Origin of the sequence: Pedobacter sp. MC2016-24 (assembly GCF_015223055.1) — a bacterium.
In the GTDB taxonomy this organism is placed as follows: Bacteria; Bacteroidota; Bacteroidia; order Sphingobacteriales; family Sphingobacteriaceae; genus Pedobacter.
On the sequence record NZ_JADFBX010000002.1, the window covers coordinates 127826 to 147483 of the forward strand.

General features: G+C 43.2%; 20 protein-coding genes. 9 read left to right on the top strand and 11 right to left on the bottom strand.

The genetic code is table 11. The features are described 5' to 3' along the window. Positions 1-137: 137 nt before the first annotated feature. Positions 138-308: a hypothetical protein gene (locus IM797_RS06180; protein WP_194126241.1), complete on the bottom strand. Its 171-nt coding sequence runs from the start codon at positions 306-308 to the stop codon at positions 138-140. Between the two features lie 241 nt (positions 309-549). Between IM797_RS06180 and IM797_RS06185 the strand changes: the two genes are divergently transcribed. Continuing rightward, positions 550-1587: a sensor histidine kinase gene (locus IM797_RS06185; protein WP_194126242.1), complete on the top strand. Its 1038-nt coding sequence runs from the start codon at positions 550-552 to the stop codon at positions 1585-1587. Further along, positions 1584-2336: a LytTR family DNA-binding domain-containing protein gene (locus tag IM797_RS06190; protein WP_194126243.1), complete on the top strand. Its 753-nt coding sequence runs from the start codon at positions 1584-1586 to the stop codon at positions 2334-2336. Before IM797_RS06185 ends, IM797_RS06190 begins: the two co-directional genes overlap by 4 nt. Here IM797_RS06190 and IM797_RS06195 read toward each other — a convergent pair. The 4 genes from IM797_RS06195 to IM797_RS06210 are packed head-to-tail and all read right to left on the bottom strand — an operon-like array spanning position 2333 to position 8605. Further along, complete coding sequence (locus tag IM797_RS06195; RefSeq protein WP_194126244.1) at positions 2333-3082, bottom strand: 1-acyl-sn-glycerol-3-phosphate acyltransferase; 750 nt, start codon at positions 3080-3082, stop codon at positions 2333-2335. The genes IM797_RS06190 and IM797_RS06195 overlap by 4 nt on opposite strands. A 14-nt stretch (positions 3083-3096) precedes the next feature. Continuing rightward, on the bottom strand, positions 3097-3651 hold the full coding sequence (locus IM797_RS06200) for an NUDIX hydrolase (RefSeq protein WP_194126245.1): 555 nt from the start codon (positions 3649-3651) through the stop codon (positions 3097-3099). Positions 3652-3685: 34 nt separating this feature from the next. Next, positions 3686-6100 carry an outer membrane beta-barrel protein gene (locus IM797_RS06205; protein ID WP_370583067.1) on the bottom strand — a complete coding sequence of 805 codons (2415 nt, stop codon included), beginning with the start codon at positions 6098-6100 and terminating at the stop codon, positions 3686-3688. A gap of 12 nt (positions 6101-6112) precedes the next feature. Then, positions 6113-8605, bottom strand: a complete 2493-nt coding sequence (locus IM797_RS06210; RefSeq protein ID WP_194126246.1) for an outer membrane beta-barrel family protein — start codon at positions 8603-8605, stop codon at positions 6113-6115. Positions 8606-8702: 97 nt separating this feature from the next. On the opposite strand from IM797_RS06210, the gene IM797_RS06215 reads away from it, so the two are divergent. Next, on the top strand, positions 8703-9308 hold the full coding sequence (locus IM797_RS06215) for a thioredoxin family protein (protein WP_194126247.1): 606 nt from the start codon (positions 8703-8705) through the stop codon (positions 9306-9308). On the opposite strand, the gene IM797_RS06220 is transcribed toward IM797_RS06215, so the two are convergent. Continuing rightward, positions 9305-9586, bottom strand: a complete 282-nt coding sequence (locus tag IM797_RS06220) for an ATP-dependent Clp protease adaptor ClpS (protein ID WP_133575372.1) — start codon at positions 9584-9586, stop codon at positions 9305-9307. The genes IM797_RS06215 and IM797_RS06220 overlap by 4 nt on opposite strands. Before the next feature lie 81 nt (positions 9587-9667). On the opposite strand from IM797_RS06220, the gene IM797_RS06225 reads away from it, so the two are divergent. Next, complete coding sequence (locus IM797_RS06225) at positions 9668-10714, top strand: 3-oxoacyl-ACP synthase III family protein (protein ID WP_194126248.1); 1047 nt, start codon at positions 9668-9670, stop codon at positions 10712-10714. Positions 10715-10724: 10 nt separating this feature from the next. Here IM797_RS06225 and IM797_RS06230 read toward each other — a convergent pair whose 3' ends face one another. The 4 genes from IM797_RS06230 to dcd all read right to left on the bottom strand — a co-directional run bounded on the left by IM797_RS06230 (position 10725) and on the right by dcd (position 15697). Next, the gene (locus IM797_RS06230; RefSeq protein ID WP_194126249.1) at positions 10725-11600 is read right to left on the bottom strand and encodes an SDR family oxidoreductase; all 876 of its coding nucleotides are present in this window, start codon (positions 11598-11600) and stop codon (positions 10725-10727) included. 3 nt (positions 11601-11603) lie between these two features. After that, entirely contained in the window at positions 11604-12365 is a 762-nt protein-coding gene (locus IM797_RS06235; protein WP_194126250.1) for an enoyl-CoA hydratase/isomerase family protein, read from the bottom strand. Between the two features lie 9 nt (positions 12366-12374). Continuing rightward, entirely contained in the window at positions 12375-15083 is a 2709-nt protein-coding gene (locus IM797_RS06240) for a carboxypeptidase-like regulatory domain-containing protein (protein WP_194126251.1), read from the bottom strand. Between the two features lie 77 nt (positions 15084-15160). Continuing rightward, complete coding sequence (dcd, locus tag IM797_RS06245) at positions 15161-15697, bottom strand: dCTP deaminase (RefSeq protein WP_194126252.1); 537 nt, start codon at positions 15695-15697, stop codon at positions 15161-15163. A 149-nt stretch (positions 15698-15846) separates the two neighbouring features. On the opposite strand from dcd, the gene IM797_RS06250 reads away from it, so the two are divergent. The 5 genes from IM797_RS06250 (at position 15847) to IM797_RS06270 (ending at position 18907) form a co-directional block, all read left to right on the top strand. Beyond that, entirely contained in the window at positions 15847-16488 is a 642-nt protein-coding gene (locus IM797_RS06250; RefSeq protein ID WP_194126253.1) for a 4'-phosphopantetheinyl transferase superfamily protein, read from the top strand. A gap of 10 nt (positions 16489-16498) precedes the next feature. Further along, complete coding sequence (lipB, locus tag IM797_RS06255) at positions 16499-17194, top strand: lipoyl(octanoyl) transferase LipB (RefSeq protein ID WP_194126254.1); 696 nt, start codon at positions 16499-16501, stop codon at positions 17192-17194. A gap of 84 nt (positions 17195-17278) precedes the next feature. Next, positions 17279-17812, top strand: coding sequence for a DUF5684 domain-containing protein (locus IM797_RS06260; RefSeq protein ID WP_194126255.1), 534 nt, complete (start codon positions 17279-17281; stop codon positions 17810-17812). Between the two features lie 2 nt (positions 17813-17814). Continuing rightward, positions 17815-18156: a DUF2752 domain-containing protein gene (locus IM797_RS06265; protein ID WP_194126256.1), complete on the top strand. Its 342-nt coding sequence runs from the start codon at positions 17815-17817 to the stop codon at positions 18154-18156. A 43-nt stretch (positions 18157-18199) separates the two neighbouring features. Further along, entirely contained in the window at positions 18200-18907 is a 708-nt protein-coding gene (locus IM797_RS06270; protein WP_194126257.1) for an SGNH/GDSL hydrolase family protein, read from the top strand. Position 18908: 1 nt separating this feature from the next. Here the strand turns inward: IM797_RS06270 and IM797_RS06275 are convergent, their stop codons facing one another. After that, complete coding sequence (locus tag IM797_RS06275) at positions 18909-19646, bottom strand: RDD family protein (protein WP_194126258.1); 738 nt, start codon at positions 19644-19646, stop codon at positions 18909-18911. Positions 19647-19658: the final 12 nt, after the last annotated feature.

The following is a 19658-nucleotide window of genomic DNA, read 5'->3' on the forward strand; positions in this document are numbered from 1 at the left end:
TAGTATAAAGCTATAACTAATATTTTAGTTTTCAAAATAAAGCACAAAAAAAATGGCAGTATCCACCGCCATTCTTTTCTTATTAACTTAACTAAATTGATGTATTCCTATTTTGAAGCTTGTTAAAGCGTGTTTTTTTATTTGAACGGATTGGAAATTTTAATATACGATGTTTTTGATCCGGACGGTTTTGTGGCGAAATCATCATCTTGATTGGCATTGTGGCTGGTTACGAAAGTAAGCAGCATCATCATAAAAACAGGGATTAACAGCAATAAGAAAGGAGATACATTTGCTAGCTTTTTCATCGTCTTTATATTTAAATTTTTATATTGTTTCTGTTTGTTGAAACAAATAGAATGATAAAAAACATCCTGCTAAAATCTTTTAGACCAAGTGTATATTATCTTAGATAAACGGCTAATTTGAATAGCTTTGTAATTGATTGGGAGATTTTACCCGTTGGTAGAAGAAAATCGCCAGTTTGTCGAAATCGAATGGGTCATGATGCATTTTTGAATAGTTTCATGACTGGTAAAATGTTTTATAATGAAAAGAAAAGGCCCTTTAATTGTCCATTTGTTTTTTTGGCTGCTGATTTTTACGGTACTGCTATGGGATACTTTGGCGGGTGTAGACCCTCAGCCTTCGCGCAATGAGATTTTAATCAAGATTGGCTATTTCGCCCTGATCAACCTATCTATATTTTACATCAACTATACCTTGCTGATCCCAATCCTGGTCAAGGAAAAGAAAAAATACGGTTTATACATCGTGTCTATCATACTGCTGATCGCGGTGATGGTGGTGATTAAAACCATAGTGGCCACACTCTACGCCGATTTGTTCCTGAAATACTTAAGCGAGAACTCAGGAGAGATTGAATATTACGAAATTACCAAATATGTACTTTCGGCCATCTTTGTTTCCGGATTTTTTGTGGTGGTCAGCGCCTTGCTGAAGTTTGCGATAGACTGGTTTGGCAGTGAACGCATCCAGCGCGACCTGGTCAGCGAGAAGCGTGACATGGAGCTTCAATTTTTAAAATCACAGCTAAATCCACATTTTTTATTCAATTCCCTGAATAATATTTATTCACTGGCCTATCAGAAGTCGGACAAAACCGCAGATGCAATTTTAAAACTATCGGAGATCATGCGGTACATGATTTACGAAAGTAACGACAGCTGGGTCTCGCTCAGTAAGGAGATTACCTATGTACAGAGTTATATTGAATTGCAGAAATTGCGGTTTAAAGATGGTGCCGCGGTTGAATTTACCATAAATGGAGAAATTGATGACCAGCCGGTGGTGCCGCTCATCCTGATCTCTTTCGTGGAGAATGCTTTTAAGCACGGCGTAGCAAACGATCCCAATGATCCCATTAAGATCGATATCATCGCCAATCAGAAAATATTACACTTCAGTGTGAGCAATAAAAAGAATAAATCGAATAAGGACCAAATGGGGGGGGTAGGCCTGAACAATGTAGAGCGCAGGCTGCAATTGCTATATCCGGAAAGGTATAAATTAAATATCGTAAATTCGGCCACCCATTATACCACTGAACTAATGTTAGACATATGACAAAATTAAAATGTATTGCTATTGATGATGAACCACTGGCTTTGGATATTATTGAGGATTATGTCTCTAAAGTGCCTTTTCTGGAGTTGGTAAAACGTACAGAAAATGCGATCGAAGCTTTGCAAATGGTACAGGCTGGTGGCATTGACCTGGTTTTTCTGGACATTCAAATGCCTGAATTAACAGGAATCCAGTTTCTTAAAATTGCCAGTGGAAAATCCAACTATATATTGACTACCGCCTATTCTCAATATGCATTGGAGAGTTATGATTTGAATGTATCAGACTATTTGTTGAAACCAATTGCTTTTGATCGTTTTTATAAGGCGGTGGAAAAGGTTAACAACCGCGTCAGTGCTTCTGGCGCAGCAGTGCCTGCTCCTCAGCCGATACTCAGTTCGGCTCCTTTTTCTGCTACGTCTCATCCCGTTCAGGATTTCATCTTTGTCAAGACCGAGCATAAGATTCAAAAAATTGAACTGAAAGATATTTTATACATTGAAGGCTTGAAGGATTACATTTCCATTTTTACGAAGACAGAGCGCATCATTACGCTACAGAACATGAAGAAAATGGAAGAGACCTTACCCAAAGCTCAGTTTATCCGGGTACATAAATCTTATATTATTGCATTGGATAAGATTGAAAGTATAGAGCGCAGCCGGATTTCCATACATGGTAAGGTGATTCCGATCGGGGATACCTACCGCGATGAATTTTTCAGGCACATTGACAATAAGAATATTTAAAGGGTTCTGACAGGCTGCTGAAGCTTTTCGCGAATTGCATTCTCAGCTTCCAGGACCAATTCTTCCGGATTTTTACCCGATGTATGGAGTGGTTGAAGTACCGTCCACCTCAGCTTTTCGCCAAAGCTTAAGGGGTAAGATCCATATTGGACAAGTTTCCAGGAGTTTTCTATCGCCACAGGTACAATCAGGGCCTCTGGTGCTGCTTTCAAAAGTGTAGCAATGCCACCCACGTGAAAAGGTTTCATTTGTCCGTCTTTGGCCCGTGTACCTTCTGCAAAGATGAGTGTAGACCAGTTTTTTTCTTTCATTCTGCGGCCCAGTTTGATGATTTCTGAAACGGCCTGCTTGCTGTCCTTGCGATCAATGTTGGCGCCACCGCCGTATTTCAGGTTGAATGAAATGGAGGGAATGCCCTTGGTGAGTTCAATTTTTGAGATGAACTTGACATGGTGTTTCCTCAAAAACCAGATCAGTGCGGGAATGTCATACATGCTCTGGTGGTTGGCTACAAATATTTTAGGCTGCCCTTCAGGAAGGTTTTGCTGGTTGATGAAAGTAACCGAAGAACCCAAAAACAGATCGCAATAGGTTAAACAGAAGTTGAGGGCATCTACAGATACCTTATGTGCTTTGTACCCAAAAAAGCGGTAGCAGATCCATTGGATGGGGTGGAAGATCAGTAAGGAAAGTCCGAACATCACATAGAAAAGCGGACTGAAAATATAGCCTAAAAACTTATTCATAATTGACCTGACGGTTATAAGTGTCCTTCCTGGATTAATATTTTTGTTCTTAAAATGGCGGCAACACTCATGCTGTCTGTGATTTGCCCCTGTATAACCATTTGATAAGCCTCTTCAAAAGGCAATTTACGAATGCTGAGTGCCTCAGTCTCTTCTGGCGAAGATTGACCCATTGTTAAACCTCTGGCAATGTAAATGATGGCCAGTTCATTGCTCACGGAATTGGACAGGTGCATGCGCTGCAGTTCCAGCCATTCTGTAGCGATGAGCCCGGTTTCTTCTGCCAGTTCCCTTTGCGCACTTTCCAGCGGTTCAGTTTCCAGGGGACCGCCCCCTTCCGGTATTTCCCAGCTGTAAGCTTTAATCGGATATCGGTACTGCCCAACCAGCCAGGTATTGTGATCTTCATCCAAAGGCAAGATACCAATGGCGTAGTTTTTAAAATGAACCTCGCCGTAAATACCCTGACCACCAGATGGATTGATGACCTGGTGTTCTGTTAATCCGATCCAGTTGTTTTCATAGACCTTGTGGCTTTCGATTGTTACCCAGGGATTGTGCTGTTCCATGGCCGCAATATACGAAATTCTGATTTTTTCTCTGCTATTTGCTTTCTGGTGGGGGCGGTACCTTTTTTATTTTGGTAAAACGATAGTTTAAGCTCAAAGTCAGGTTGCTGGTATTGCTGTTCGTATAGTTCTGCATTTTGAAATTGATGCCTTCGCTAAAGAGCGTATTGTTTCGCCTGCCAAAAGGATCAGATACACTAACTCTGGCATTCAGCCGGTTTTTAAGGAATACTTTCCGCGCGGCCATGCTGCTGGTTATGGAACCTTTTGCCCGCCCCTGGGCGTTCACATTATTGGCGTAGTTCAGGTTGGCTTCAAAAGCTGTTTTTAGTGGCAACTGCATAGAAATACCCAGGGCGCTCCTTAGGCTTAGCCCCTTCCTGTTCAGTGCAGTATTCATGCTGGATCTGTAATTGCTCTGACTCAGTGTAAAATTGGCATTGGTGGAAAGGTTTTTACCAGGCCGGTAATTGCCGATCAGGATTAGCCCGAAGATGTTATTGGTGCCGACATTGAAATAAGTAGATTCGGAATAGGCTGTTCCGTTTATAATATTGACTTCGCGATAGCGTTCGATCACCCCACGGCTGCTGGAATAAGATAAGCGCGGGGTAAACGACCACTTTTCACCAAAGGCACCAAAACTAATGTCCATTTGATGCGTATAGGCGGGACTTAGTTTAGGATTCCCGTAAGAGATGTTCAGGGTGTCGTTGTCGTTAATCTGTGGGTTTAATGCATTTTCCCTCGGCCTGTTGATGCGCACGCTATAAGTAGCCCCGATGTTATAGCGCTTATTGAAAAAATGATTGATGGATAAGGTAGGGAAGAGGCTGAGGTAGGGTTTAATGTTGTAATTGCTTCCGGTAGAAATGTCAAAATTTACATCAGTTAACTCGGCCCTGAGCCCTGCTTTGATGCCTATGCCTTTGCCTCGGTAGTTGTATGAAGTGTAACCGGCCAGAATACGTTCATGATACTGAAACTGGTTGCTGAGTTTTTCGGCAATAAGATATTGTTCTGTATCGAAGTCGAAATCGCGTACCAGCATGCCATTGTCATTATTTCTTTGGTTAAACTGAATTCCGGCTTCCAGTTGGTCCCGCTTTTTGAATACGGGGCGGTCGTAATCCAGATTGAGCGTCAGACCGCTGTTGGCAAGGTCATCCGTGTTTTCCCGTAAGGAGGGTTTTATTTTTGAATTGGCCGGGAAAATTTCGTGACGGTCCAAAAGCCTGAAGTTGTCACTGGCATTTCTGTTGATCGTGAGTCCTAAACTCAGCTTGTCGCCTTTTTCTGTCGATTTCAAGGTGTAATCGGCGTTGAACACAAAGTTATGGCTGGCACCATCGGCGGTACTCATCTGCTGACGCAGGCGCTTCAATGCAAGTTCTTCATTCAAATAGTTAAAATCGGTGCCAGCGCGACTGTTATTGCTATTCGTGTTGAAGTTGGACGATACGCGCAGATTTTGCTGCGGATTGATGTCCCAGTCTAAGCCAGCTCTAAAATTGGCGCCATTGCTATTGCTTTTGTTGTTGCCATAATTGTCATAGTAAAAAGTCGTGTCTTTAACCAGGTCAAAGTTTTCGCGGTAGGCATGTGAACTGCTCTTGTTGATATTGCTTCTGTAGGCTGCACTTCCGGTTAAGGAATAATTTTTACTGCGATAGGAGGCATTGGTATTCATATTGGTATTTCCCTGGAGGCCCGCGGTCACACCAGCATTGCCATTAAATCCGATTTTGAATCCCTTTTTCATGACAATATTGATGATGCCTTCGCCATCAGCAGAATATCTTGCCGGTGGATTGGTCATCACCTCGATTTTCTCAATGGCATCCGAGGGTAAAACATTGAGCAGGTCGGAAATGTTAGAGGTCATGTAATCCGAAGGCTTCCCGTCAATAAAGATCCGTGTAGAGCGCTTTCCGGCGATCGTCGCATTGCCGTCAATGTCGACCTGTACCATGGGTACATTTTTTAGAATATCGGTGGCCGTACTGCCTTCTGCGAGTATAGATTTGTCAACGTTGTAGGTGATCATGTCTGCTGCAAATTCAATCACCGGTTTTTCTGCGGTAATGGTCACTTCGTTGAGGTTGTTCTGTTCACTGGCCAGTTTTAAGGTGCCCAGGTTTTTTTCCGGCTGTTGCGCAGTCAGGGTCACTTCATTGATGGTCAGGCTGGTAAAACCTACATAACTGACCCGTACCTTATAGGTCCCATATTTGAGCGCATTGAACTTAAATACGCCATTTTCATCGGCGGAGGTAGTACTCAGCGGACGTTCTGCACCGCTCTCATAAATGGCTATGACAGCCGAAGGCACAGCCAAACCACCAATCTGTTCCACTACTTTACCTGTAATGAGGCCCTTGTCTGCGGCAAAAACGCCGGCAGTGCATAAAGTCAGAAACAGAAAGAGCGCAATAGACTGGGGTTTCACAATAGCTGTTACTTAAAAAGATTCTTCATCCGGGCGCATTTCCTGCTGGTCATTTTTCTTGGTTCTTTTGGCTTTGAAATCTGTTTGTCCAAAGCGGTAAGAGTAGGTTAAACTACCCATCGTACCCTGCATATAGCGCCTGAAGTCGGTGGTGGAGTTTGGACCGTAGCTGGTCATGCTCCATGCCCGGGTATTGAATACATCGCGTACATTTAAGCTCAGCGATGATTTCTTGTCTTTAAAGTCATATTTGGCTCCGGCATCCACAGCATACATGGCGTTTCTTCGCCCTTGGGCCATTACCTCTTTAGAGCGGTAATCCCCTTTTACCTGTAGCGTGATGTTGTAAGGCAGGATGAAATTATTCGTCAGATTGGCATTCCAGCTAAAGCCTGAGCTTTCCACAATGCCGAAAGCTGGTACACCTTTGATGCTTTGCTGATACAGGTTCACGTTTCCGGTAAAGTTCCAGGCTTTGATGACATCGTAACGCGTGATCAGCTCCAAGCCACTGGATACCTGCCTGGTTAAATTGCGTGGTGTAACAATGGTTACCCCATTGGCGTCAGCTTCGGTTCTTACCCGCTGGATCACATCATTGGTTTGCCGGATGTACACACTGGACGTAAAGGTTACTTTTGGCCAGAACTTGCTGTAGCCCAATTCGTAGGAATGGACATCCTCAGGCCTTAAGTTGGGATTTCCCTGGCGCCAGATCAATGGATCGGAAACATCGAGGAATGGATTGGTATCCCAGCCTCTTGGGCGGTTTACCCTGCGGGTATAGCTCAATTGTAATTGCTGTTCCTGTTTAAATTTTTGCGTTAAAAACACACTTGGATACAACCTTTCATAATGGATTTTTCCGTTGACAAAGTCCAACTGACCAGATTTGTTATATACCCCCAGTTTGGTGTCCAGCGTTGCATCTTCTGCTCTTAAACCGATCTGGTAACCAAAATTTTTAACCTGATTCTGGTAATTTAAATAGAGTGCATGTACCTGGTCTTTGCTGTTAAAGTCATTGGTCAGCGCAAAGTTGACATCGTATTCATCGGTCAGGTTATTGTAGTTTTGAGAAAAGGTATTGTTTTCAGCCAGGCGGATCTGGCTGCGGTAGCCAGCTTCAATTTTTCCGGCTGCGCCTACAGGTAACGTATAGTCGGTTTGTATGTTGTAACTGCTGTTGATCCCATTTCCGGTATTCAGCTGGACATCTGCTAAGGTATTTACCGGAGTTCCGCCGATGTTGTAAATGTTGGTGCTGTAGCGTTGGTCATTGTCATTATTACCCTCAGAATAGCCGAAGTTGAATGTCAGCTCTTCCTTTGGTTTCTTGAACTTTTGTACAAAGTCCAGGTTCAGGTCATAACTACCTCCAGATCCGTTATTGATGTTGTTTCTGTTGCTCAGTGAAATCGGGTTACCCAATTTATTGTATTGGTTGATGCCCAGGTTTTCATTCCGGTCATTGTCACGCAGGTTAAAGCCACCAGATAAACTGATCAGACTTTTGGCCGCGATGTTATAATCAATTCCGGCCTTCACATTGTGCCCTTTATCTGTCGAAGTGCCCCTGGTGCTTTGATTGGCTTGTGCAATACCCAATGGATTATCTACATAAGTAATATTGCTGTAACCACCACCTATTCTGTTGCCATAACGATAGCTGTAATTGCCATATACGTTGATTTTGCTGTTCTGGAAACTCAAACTGGTGTTGGCATTATAGTTATCCCGGTTACCGGCCGTAAGCGCTACTGATCCATTTAAACCCAATTTCTTGTTCTTTTTAAGTACAATGTTGATGATGCCTGACTGGCCTTCGGCATCGTATTTGGCAGAAGGATTGGTGATCAGCTCTACAGATTCAATGGAACTTGCCGGGATAGATTGCAGGATTTGGGCTACGTTACCCCCTGCAATGACAGATGGGCGTCCATCAATCAGTACTTTTACTCCGGTAGATCCCCTTAAACTGATATTTCCATCAATATCCGATTGTACAGAAGGTACATTCTGCAAGAGGTCAGAAGCTGATCCGCCCTCGCTTACCAGACTTTGATCAACAGCGAATACTTTTTTGTCTATGCCCAGTTGCATGGTGCTTTTTTGGGCAGTTACCTTAACCTCATTCAGGGCGGTTCCCTTAGCAGGTTTCATTTTGATGGAGCCAAAATTGACTTCTTTATGGGTGTCGGTAATAGCCACAGAATCCCTCACCATCGTCTGGTAGCCTACATAACTCACTTTAAAGGTAAATACGCCTTTTGGAAGGCCTGAAAGGATCAGGTTTCCATTAACATCAGTCTGCGCACCCTTTACAACAGCCTTGGTTTTCCGGTTGATGAGGATGGCAGAGGCGAAAGGGATGGTTTCATTACTTTGTGCATCAATAACTTTTGCAATAATCTTTCCGTCGGTAGGGGTTTGAGCATTAAGTTTTACAGTGATCGTACAAATTGTGCATATTAAAAACAGAACTTTGCAAGTATAACTCTTCATTTATTTTGGTTTCTATCGTGTGTTTAGCTTAAGATGGACAAATTAACGGTGAGGAAGTTTAAAAAGACTAGTCGTAACTATTTTATTACAGGTAAATATGATCAATTACAACACTATTTTCGCCGAACAAGGCATCAGCTATTCAAACTACAGAACTTTGATTGATAATCTGCTGGCAGAACACAAAACGACAGGCCCGGACAATTCGGACGCCATGCTGCATTATACCAAAATGAATGTGGCCCGTATGAACCGGGTGGATAAAACTGCAGTTTTAAATGCGGCCTTGCTGGAGGTGTTAAGTCGGGTGAAAAATAAATACCGTTTACTGGTTATTTCTGAAGGATGGTGTGGCGATGCGGCCCAGATTGTGCCTTTATTTGATCGGATAGTGGGTGCTTTTCCAAATCATTTTGACTTACGTTTTGTTTTACGGGACCAGAATTTACCACTGATCGATGCGCATTTGACGAATGGGGGAAGAGCAATTCCGGTGTTATTGGTATTGAGTGCTGCCGGCGAGGTGATTGCCAAATGGGGACCGAGACCGCAGGTATTACAAAGCTTGCTGGCAGATTGGAAAAAAGAAGAAACGGACATGATGGCTCTTGCAGAAAAACTGCACAGCTGGTATGCGAAGGACAAAACCGAAGCTACCCAAAAAGAGCTGGTTGAATTTTTTGATAACGATCAGATCGTTTAGTCTACAGAAACCGTCAGGCCTTCCTGTTGTAATATTTTACGGTAGACTTCCATTTCGGTGAAGGATCCCTCCAATACGGCACATTTGCCTTTGTTGTGGACTTCCCATGCAATTTTTTCAGCCTGGTTTTCTGAATAGTCAAGATATTTCATCATGCAATGGATCACATGGTCAAAAGTATTTACATCATCGTTCCAAAGGATCAGTCGGTGAACGGTTTTTAACGAGGTTAGGATCTCTTCTAATGTAAAAGTTTCTTCTTTTGTTTCTGTTGACATCTTACAAAAATAAGCTAATTTCAAAATAATGTTGTAGTTAAAAGTTAAATTTGCTTAAATTTTGTATTTAACTCCATAATTATGCAGCGTTCAAAGATTGCCGGAATAGGTTATTACGTTCCAAAAAATGTGTATACCAATGACGATTTATCTCGTTTTATGGATACCAATGATGAATGGATTCAGGAACGTACCGGTATCAAAGAGCGCAGGTTTGCAGATCGCCTGGAGGAAACTACAACTACAATGGGCGTGGAAGCTGCCAAAATAGCCATTGAACGCGCTGGAATTACAGCTCAGGATGTAGATTTTATCATTTTTGCTACCCTAAGCCCTGATTATTACTTTCCGGGTTGTGGAGTATTGCTGCAAAGGGAAATGAAAATGAAAGAAATTGGCGCATTGGACATCAGGAACCAATGTTCTGGTTTTGTATATGCCTTATCGGTAGCCGATCAATTCATCAAGACCGGCATGTATAAAAATATCCTGGTTGTGGGAAGTGAAAAACATTCCTTTGCGATGGATTTCGAAACCCGGAGCAGAAATGTATCGGTGATTTTTGGCGATGGCGCAGGTGCTATAGTTTTACAGCCCGCAGAAAGAGAAGGTCAGGGCATTTTAAGCACACATTTACACAGTGATGGGGCTGAGGCTGAAATATTAGCCATGTATTACCCAGGTGCCAGTGCCAACAAATGGCTTAAAGATAAACCCGGTTATCCCGATCAGGAGCTGGGCGGCCTGTTCATGACAAGCGAACAAATAGAAAGTGGAGCCGCTTTACCTTATATGGACGGACCAGCGGTATTTAAAAAAGCAGTAGTGAAGTTTCCGGAAGTTATTAAAGAGGCACTAACGGCAAACAACATGACTCCTGCAGATATCGACCTGCTGGTGCCACACCAGGCCAATCTACGGATCAGCCAATATGTACAACAGTTATTGGCCTTGCCTGATGAAAAGGTATTCAATAACATTCAAAAATATGGAAATACCACAGCCGCATCGGTACCGATTGCGCTTTGCGAAGCCTGGGAAGCCGGTAAGATTAAAGAAGGCGACCTGGTTTGCCTGGCTGCTTTTGGTTCCGGGTTTACCTGGGCAAGTGCCTTAATCAGGTGGTAGCCGGGAAGCTTTAGCTCCCCTTTGCTGACCTGGTCATGGCTTCAAACTGATCCCACATCTCGTTGGGTATGGCTTCCAGTCCGTTGAACTGACCGGCACCCTGCAGCCATTCACCACCATCTATGCTGATCACTTCACCATTGATATAGCCGGCGAAATCACTGATCAGGAAGGCAGCAAGGTTGGCGAGCTCCTGATGTTCACCCACGCGTTTTAGCGGAACACGGTTTTTAAAGTCAAATTTCTCGGCGAGGTCGCCTGGTAAAAGACGTTCCCAGGCTCCCTTAGTTGGAAAAGGCCCGGGTGCAATGGCATTGGTACGGATGCCATATTTACCCCATTCTACAGCCAGGGATCTGGTCATCGCCAATACACCGCCCTTTGCACAGGCTGATGGTACCACATATGCCGATCCCGTGAAGGCATAGGTAGTCACAATGTTCAATACACTTGCTTTTTGTTTTTCTTTAATCCAGTGTTTACCAAAGGCGAGTGTGCAATTGACCGAGCCCTTCAGTACAATGTCGATGATACTGGAAAAAGCATTGGCAGAAAGCCGTTCCGTAGGTGAAATGAAATTGCCGGCAGCATTGTTTAACAGTCCGTCTACTTTGCCAAAAGCCTTTAGGGCTTCAGCTAAAACATTTTCTACCTGTTCATAATCCCGTACATCGCAGGTTACAGCCAGCACCTTTCCGCCGGTTTCCTGTTCCATCTCCGCTGCGGCTTTTTGGAGCACATCCGTTTTACGGCTGGTGATGACCAGGTTTGCGCCCAGTGTTAAAAAATAAGTACCCATGGCCCTTCCAAGCCCGGTACCACCGCCAGTAATTACTATCGTTTTGCCTTTCAGCGCATCATCTCTTAACATAGGTTCGTTAAACATGGCTTATTTCTTTTGCAGGTTATCAATAATTGTTTTTAAAATACTACGGGTGCTCTGTGCCCACCATTGTTTCAACATGATGGCCAGGGCCTCCGTTTGGTCGGCACTTGTAATGGCAATCAGGTCGCGCCTGATGCTGAGTTTACTTTGTTCCCAGGTATTGCGTTCCATGGCCATATATTTCCGTATTTTTCGCTCTGCAGCTGTTAATATGGTGGCAGGGTTGACCAGCTCATCGATCAGGCCGGTTTCAAGAGCTTCTTCCGGACTAAACAAGCGGCCTTCCAGCAAACTTCTGGAGGCATGGGCAGTGCCAATCCAGAATGCATACAAGTGGAAAATGCTATTGGGTACAATAATGCCCACAGGTACTTCATTTAAACCAATAATATATTTGCCTTCGGCCATAATCCTGTAGTCGCAGGCCAGCGCAATCACACAACCGCCAGCAGGGCTATGGCCATTGATGGCCGCAACCATGGGTTTTTTAAAAGCCGTGATGTTGGCAATGAATTTCAAAAACAGGTGCCAGAACGATTCAGCTTCGGCTTCAGTATAACTGTAAAGCTCAATCAGGTCTAAGCCCGCCGAGAAGAAAGGTTCTTTTCCGGTTATGATCACCCCGGCAATATTTGGATCTGTACTGATGTTATCTAATATGTCATTTAATTCAGTGATCATCTCCCGGTTTAAGGCATTTGAACGGCCTCTGTCCAGAGTAATGATTGCTAAATGGTCTTTTACTGTTACTTTAATTGTATTCATTGCAGGTGTTTATTTTACTTCATAAGTATATACGGCTCTGGCCAGATGACCCATCATGTCAATTCCTTCTACCACAATTCGGTATTGCCCGGCCTGATCTGTATTGAAATAACTGATGGCACTTTTTCCTTCCGGATTGGTGATGAGATTCGGTTTCCAGTATACTGTCGTTCTAAGGTCCGGTTTATTATCTGGCACAGCCGGATCATATTTAGGCGCGTAAAACTCTCTGCCCAGGTAATATCCTTTCGGGGCATAAGTAATGATACCCGGTGCAAAAGTTGATCCAGAATATCCACCACCCCTTTTGGTGGTAATAACCAGGACACCACCACCACCTTGTGAACCATAAATGGCGGTGTAATTGATTGATTTTAAAACTTCAACACTTTCCACATCGCTGGGCTGAATGTTGTCCAGGAAATCCGAGCCTACGTTCATCCCGTCCAGTATAATCTGCATCGGTACTTTGCCCGACATACTGGAGAACATATTCCGTGTCAGGTAGGGTACCCCACCTTCAATGATCAATCCAGCTACGCGGCCCTGTAAACATTGCGACAATGTCACGCAATTTTGCAACATTTCGGCAGTCAGGGTAAAATCGGCCTGACCGGCACCATTCAGGTTATTCGAGTTTTTGGCGGGGTTCTTTTTTTCTACAATATTCACTTCATTCAGTATGATGCTGCGTTCCAGCAATCCACGTTTGGTCAGCTCATCAAAATAGTTATTGCTTTGTTTCAGATAACCAGCCAGCGCCTCGTTCACATTGACTTCTATATCGCCGGTATTTTTATTGCGCGTTACAATTTGTCCGGCTACAACATCCAGTTTAATGTCTACGTTTTTCTTGTTCTTGCCGGTACGCCCCTGAACGATAAACTTGGTGCTGTCTCCAAAAATCAATTTATCAAAATTGAAACGTCCCTGGGCATCAGTCAAAGTATCAACGGCAAAGAAACCACCTGAAGATGAAAACAGAGATACCTTGCTATTCGGTAAGGGTTTGCCGCCATAACTGGTCAGCACCCCGCTAATGGCCAGTGATTTCTCTGGCTGGAAAGTAATGATCGCTGGGGCATTGTTGATGACATTTTTCCATAAAATCCTTCTCCATCCTTGTGTAAGCATCAGGTTGTCTAAATCCTGTGCTGTTTTTTCATCACTGTTTAAGAAATAATAGTTTGGATTTTCAACATAGCCTGGTATATCAGATTTCAGCAGAATGTCTGCAAAAATATTGCTTTCATTTTCAGGATCCGGGATCACTACCGAGGCATTGGTTACCGCGATAGAGAAGCTACCCTGTACCGGTTTGTCTGCAAATTTGCTCAGGAGGCTGATGTCCAGCTTTTCCCTTCTGGCATAGCTGGGTTTCAATCCCTCAATACTGGTGTTGATGCGTTCGTCCAGGTTATTGGAAAAGGCAAGACGTTCACAAATTGGCACATTGGCTTCATTGAACAAAGTGAACTGAATGATGCCTGCTGGCAGGTCTTTTTTAGGAATGGAAGCACTGATCAGTTGTTTTTCTGAGTTTGGCTTGCTCACAAAATACACATTGCCATTATTTTGTGCAACCAGTTTAAGTTGCTTGGCACCCATCAGGTCTGGACTCATCAGTATCCTGATGTTGAGCTTATCAGCTCCGTTGTTGTTAACCGACAGGATATAGCCGCTGGTTTGAACTTTAGGTAGGTTTAAGGTTTGCTGAGAGCCATCCTTAAAGCTTACTTTTGCCGTATAAATCCGTCCTGGTTGTGGATTGATGATGAAATTTCCCATGCCCAGGTGACTGCTGCTGAACTTGTTCACTTCTGTTCCGGTATCGTCCAGAATGGTACCGCTGACGTCTTCTCCGCGGCCTGCAGGATTAACCGCTTTAAAGCCGATCCGGTTGGGAAGCCCTTCAATGATATTACCGCTTTCAGGGAAAAATTGTACGTCGACTGCGTTGGAAGTGGCTTCTATTGGAATTTCTTTAACCGTCTTTTGTTTATTCGGCAGGGTGATGGTGGCAATAATTTTTCCTGATTTATATAGCGTTGGCTGGGTATTCAGGAAATCAAAATTTACTTCCCCTTCGGCGTTGGTCACCACTTTGCCCTTAGCCAGGTTCCTGGAGTTAAGGCGAATTTCATAGCTGACGTCACTTTCCGCGTAAGGCAAATTATTTTTATCTGTGAATTTGATCCTGGTACTCACCTTTTCAGCCGTGTTCTGTTTGCTGAAAGCATAGCTGGTACTGGTAAATACTTTATTGGCCCAGGAGTTACCGATTTTAATGGTTTTATCAAAAAAGAACTCCGGACCGGCATTTCTCATCCACTGGGTGTAGGCGCGGATCCTGTAATTCCCTTCGTTTAAAGAGTCGGGCAGTTTAAAATCTCCCCAGCTTACACCACCACTTACCGGAATCTTAATTTGCTTTTTGATGGAGTCTTTTTCATTGATCAACTCAACATATAATGCTTTGCTGATGTCGGAAGGTTCGGAGCTTGAAGCATTTAGGATATAAGCTTTAAACCAAATGTCATCTCCAATGGCGTAATAAGGCTTATCTAAATGAAGGTGAACTTTTTCCTGCGCATATTTTTTGTTGTATTCATCCATCCTTTTCAGGAGCTGGCTGAAGGGGTCATCGTCTGCAGTATAAGCGAGTGTCACAACTACTCCCAGGAGAAAGAGTATAGGGATAATGAATCTGGATTTCATATTTTTTGACATAAATAACAAAGCCTCAATATACAAATATTGAGGCTTTATTTATGGAATTAAAAAACAGGTGTTTTTTAAAATTTATTCTTCCACATCATGCTTTCTACGGGCTTGGTTGTTTTGTTGTTGTACTTGGCGTTGTTTTTTGCATTGTACATGGTTTCTATACTACCTTCCACCACAAAATAAATCAGCTGACCAATCGGCATGCCGGCATAAATTCTTACAGGCTGGGCACAGGATATCTCCAGTGTCCAGGTATTGCAAAAGCCTACATCGCCTTTTCCGGCAGTGGCGTGAATGTCAATCCCCAGTCGGCCGGTACTCGATTTTCCCTCTAAAAAGGGTACATGTGCATGTGTTTCTGTATATTCCAGCGTTACACCTAAATACAGCGTTCCGGGCTGCAATACAAAACCATCTTTCGGAATTTCGAAATGTTCAATTTTGTTGTGTGCTTTGGCATCCAGCACACGGTCTTTATAAGTAGCCAGGTATTTTCCCAGATGTACATCATAGGAGTTCGTACCCAGGCATTCCGCTGTGAAAGGTTCAATGATAATTGTACCCTTATCTATTTCTTCCAGAATTCGTTTATCGGAGAGGATCATGATGTATTGAAATATAATGGTGTTGTCAGGTCTTTAACACAACAAAATCCGATTTTAGCGCTTCAAAAGCGGGATTTTTGCAGGTTTCAAGTATTTCGACGAAATTATGATTAATTTAAGATACTTTTGCATTGTTTTCTAAAATAGAGATGCCTGTAGTTTTTAACAAAAATATTGACGACGATACCATACTTGCGGTATGGAAGATCGAAGAAAGCGAAGAGGAACTGGTTTCTGGTTTGCAACTGAAGCAACATGAACTCGATTTCATCTCCTCTTTAAACAATGGTAAACGTTTGCTGCACTGGCTGAGCACCCGCTTACTCCTGAGGACCATGCTCAACACTTCGGATTATATCGATTGCCGCATGGACGAACACGGTAAGCCTTACCTGGTTGATCTGGATTATCACATTTCCTTAAGTCATTCCTACGATTATGCTGCGGTAATTATCGGTAAAAAAAGAAAAGTTGGGGTAGATATCGAGTTGATCAAACATAAAATAAAAGGCATCAGGCATAAATTTCTCTCAGATGTAGAGTTGGCGCAAAAACAGATTGGTGACAATATCAATGGGCTTTACGTATGCTGGTGTGCTAAGGAGGCCATTTATAAATGGAATGGGCGGAAAGGTCTGGAGTTTAAGCAGGACATGCACATCAAACCTTTTAAATTGAAAGACGAAGGACAACTGAATGCACTGGTTGATTTGCCTGGGGGTACAACAGAACTTACAGTACAGTATTTTAAAACCAGGGATGGTTACATGCTGGGCTATGTAGTTGCTTAAGTTTTGCACAATGAATAAGAAAGTAGAATTTATAGATTGGGGACTGATCGATTACCAGGCTGCCTGGGATCGGCAGGAGTCTGTGTTTAACCAGACCGTTGCAGTTAAAACACAAAACCGGACGGATGGAACTACACTGGAGACACCCAATTACCTCATATTTTGTGAACATCCGCATGTATATACACTTGGCAAAAGCGGCCATCCGGAAAATCTTTTACTGGACGAGGCCGCGCTAATAGACAAGCAAGCCACTTATTATAAAATTAACAGGGGCGGCGACATCACCTACCACGGGCCGGGCCAAATTGTTGGCTATCCCATTCTAGACCTGGACAATTTCTTTACCGATATACACCTTTATCTCAGAACACTTGAAGAAGCCGTGATCCTGACCATGGCAGACTATGGCCTGGCTGGCGAGCGGTATCCTGGTTTTACCGGGGTGTGGCTCGATGCAGATAATGACCGGGCCCGTAAAATCTGTGCAATGGGGGTAAGGTGCAGCCGCTGGGTAACCATGCACGGCTTTGCTTTCAATGTAAATACCAACCTGGATTATTTCAAAAATATCGTCCCTTGTGGTATAGACGATAAAGATGTAACCTCAATGCAACGCGAATTGGGATCAGCCTTGGACATGAATGAAGTTAAAATGCGCTTAAAAGGCCATATTGCCTCCTTGTTTAAAATGGAATTGTGTTAAACAAATTTTGAGAATTGTCAGAATTTTGTTTGTTTTTCTCCTATAAATATTATATTTACAAAATACTAGAAAAATATACTACTTATGGAACAAGAATCTTACTCTGCCGTTGGGGCAGGCATTGGCATGTTTGGTGTCATTCTTTATCTGGGCATTATTGTGCTTTACATTGTCGGAATGTGGAAAGTCTTCGAAAAGGCTGGAAAACCGGGATGGGCCGCAATTATACCTATTTATAACATTATCATTTTATTAGAAATTATTGGCAAACCGACCATCTGGATCCTTTGGATGCTGATCCCTTGCGTAAACATTGTGTTTCTGATCTGGGCAACAAATCTGATGGCTAAAAGCTTTGGTAAAACTGAAGGTTTTACAGTGGGCTTAATTTTATTGCCTTTTGTTTTTTATCCACTCTTAGGTTTTGGTGATGCCCGTTATTTAGGCCCATCAGCAGCAGAAGCTCAAAATGGGTTCAATGGTGGCAACAATCCTTTTGGTGGAACGAACAATCCGTTTAACAACACAAACAATCCGTTCAATTCTCCAAATAACCCATTCAACAACCCTAACAATCCGGAAGATCCGAATAAACCAACAACTCCGCCACAAGCATAACCGTGGCCTTTGTTTTACATATTTTATCCGCCTGGTCTTCTTTTTTAGGCCAGGCGGATATTTTTTTTCTACCCTGCCCATTTAAATACCTCACCGGTGTTGACTGTCCGGGGTGTGGCTTTCAAAGATCTTTGCTCGCCTTGCTGCAAGGAAACCTGAGCCGCAGCTTGCACTTGTATCCCGCAACCATCCCGCTGTTGGTTACTTTTGGTACGGCCTGGCCAGCTAAAAAACTGATACCTGAGAACTGGGAATTGCTGATTAAAATTTTATACGTCATTACCGGATCTGTCATCCTGATCAGTTATTTGATCAAACTCTTTACCGGGCATGTGCATGGCTAAGGTTTCATAAAACCACAGTGGACTGCACTTCGTAAATATCTTCATGAAATTTCTTGTAATTATTGGTGCTTTAGTGGTAATATTGAGCTGTAAAAAAAGTGCATCTCAAACCATGAACGATCATTCAGATTTTAACATCGGCGGAAGTGGGACTTACCTGGCTATAGGCGATTCTTATACCATTGGTGAGGCCGTTCCCCTGGAAAGTAATTTTCCTTACCAGTTATCGGCGGCGTTAAAAACCAAGGGTATAGACCTCGGTAAACCAAACATCATTGCCAAAACCGGCTGGACTACCGATGAACTGCAAGCGGGCATTCGTACGGCCGCTTTGAAGGATAAGTTTAAGGTTGTGACCTTATTGATCGGAGTAAATAATCAGTACCGGGGCGGGTCAACCACAACTTACAGAAAAGAATTTAAGGAGCTGTTACAAACAGCCATCGACTTTGCCGGAGGTATTCAAAAACATGTTTTTGTAGTCTCAATACCAGACTGGGGTGTTACGCCCTTCGGAAAAAGTAGTGGACGCGATCAGCAAGCGGTTTCCAGGGAAATCGATGTCTTCAATGCAATCAATAAGGAAGAAACCCTGGCGCTGGGCATCAGTTATACCGACATTACACCTGGATCCAGAAAAGCAGCTACCGATCCCGGACTGACGGCAGCAGATGGATTGCACCCCTCAGCCAGGATGTATGCAGAATGGGTTTCGTTACTCGCTCCTTCAGTTGTTCAGCAATTGAAATGATTTATTCTGCGTTTGCAGTAATGTGGTTATAATCTTTAACCACAACTTTTAAAAATTCGAGTTCATTGATGCCTTCCGGAAGTTGACTGATCCCCAGGTGTGCAGCTACTTTGGCCGACATGGTATAGATCAGGTCATGGTTATAGGTTTGATAATAGGTACTCAGCACTTCGTGGATGAGCTCTACATCCCGGTCACTCAGTTCAGCCACATTGGTTATTAAAGGTACATAATCTGCTTCTGTGAATGGTCTGAATGCAATGTGCTCTATTTTGGTTGGCGGAACAGTTTTAATGACTGTCGTTCCGGCTACGATATCACCAATGCGTTGTTTCTTTTCAGATAACGCAATACAAATCAAACCCCCAACTTGTCCGGTTAACACGAAATCTACCAGTCTGAAAACCCAGCGAATAAAGTATTGCCCGATACTTGCCTGTCCGCCATCCAGACTGATGACTTTAATTTTCATCATCTTCTTGCCAACGCACTGGCCGTTCATGAAAATTTCGCAAACCAGGTTATAAAAAACGTAAATGACAACAAAAATGCCGATCAGTACGTAAAAGATAGTTGGTGACTTAAAGGAAACGGTCAGTAGTCCTGAAAATATAATTAAGATATACAGACCGAAAAAAAGGGCCAGGTCAATAAGCCGCGCAGCAATGCGTTCACCCAGCCCTGCTATTGGGTAATCAATTTCTACATGCTGACTGGTGTTTACTTTTATCGTCTCCATACGTATCAAATA

What these genes read in the sequence shown, in the direction of transcription:
- dcd (WP_194126252.1), bottom strand. Translation starts at nt 15,697, where the DNA reads ATGATCCTCTCCGATAAACGAATTCTGGAAGAAATAGATAAGGGTACA.
- IM797_RS06240 (WP_194126251.1), bottom strand. Translation starts at nt 15,083, where the DNA reads ATGAAATCCAGATTCATTATCCCTATACTCTTTCTCCTGGGAGTAGTT.
- IM797_RS06215 (WP_194126247.1), top strand. Translation starts at nt 8,703, where the DNA reads ATGATCAATTACAACACTATTTTCGCCGAACAAGGCATCAGCTATTCA.
- IM797_RS06210 (WP_194126246.1), bottom strand. Translation starts at nt 8,605, where the DNA reads ATGAAGAGTTATACTTGCAAAGTTCTGTTTTTAATATGCACAATTTGT.
- lipB (WP_194126254.1), top strand. Translation starts at nt 16,499, where the DNA reads ATGAATAAGAAAGTAGAATTTATAGATTGGGGACTGATCGATTACCAG.
- IM797_RS06190 (WP_194126243.1), top strand. Translation starts at nt 1,584, where the DNA reads ATGACAAAATTAAAATGTATTGCTATTGATGATGAACCACTGGCTTTG.
- IM797_RS06185 (WP_194126242.1), top strand. Translation starts at nt 550, where the DNA reads ATGAAAAGAAAAGGCCCTTTAATTGTCCATTTGTTTTTTTGGCTGCTG.
- IM797_RS06275 (WP_194126258.1), bottom strand. Translation starts at nt 19,646, where the DNA reads ATGGAGACGATAAAAGTAAACACCAGTCAGCATGTAGAAATTGATTAC.
- IM797_RS06195 (WP_194126244.1), bottom strand. Translation starts at nt 3,082, where the DNA reads ATGAATAAGTTTTTAGGCTATATTTTCAGTCCGCTTTTCTATGTGATG.
- IM797_RS06220 (WP_133575372.1), bottom strand. Translation starts at nt 9,586, where the DNA reads ATGTCAACAGAAACAAAAGAAGAAACTTTTACATTAGAAGAGATCCTA.
- IM797_RS06250 (WP_194126253.1), top strand. Translation starts at nt 15,847, where the DNA reads ATGCCTGTAGTTTTTAACAAAAATATTGACGACGATACCATACTTGCG.
- IM797_RS06235 (WP_194126250.1), bottom strand. Translation starts at nt 12,365, where the DNA reads ATGAATACAATTAAAGTAACAGTAAAAGACCATTTAGCAATCATTACT.
- IM797_RS06260 (WP_194126255.1), top strand. Translation starts at nt 17,279, where the DNA reads ATGGAACAAGAATCTTACTCTGCCGTTGGGGCAGGCATTGGCATGTTT.
- IM797_RS06230 (WP_194126249.1), bottom strand. Translation starts at nt 11,600, where the DNA reads ATGTTTAACGAACCTATGTTAAGAGATGATGCGCTGAAAGGCAAAACG.
- IM797_RS06225 (WP_194126248.1), top strand. Translation starts at nt 9,668, where the DNA reads ATGCAGCGTTCAAAGATTGCCGGAATAGGTTATTACGTTCCAAAAAAT.
- IM797_RS06180 (WP_194126241.1), bottom strand. Translation starts at nt 308, where the DNA reads ATGAAAAAGCTAGCAAATGTATCTCCTTTCTTATTGCTGTTAATCCCT.
- IM797_RS06200 (WP_194126245.1), bottom strand. Translation starts at nt 3,651, where the DNA reads ATGGAACAGCACAATCCCTGGGTAACAATCGAAAGCCACAAGGTCTAT.
- IM797_RS06270 (WP_194126257.1), top strand. Translation starts at nt 18,200, where the DNA reads ATGAAATTTCTTGTAATTATTGGTGCTTTAGTGGTAATATTGAGCTGT.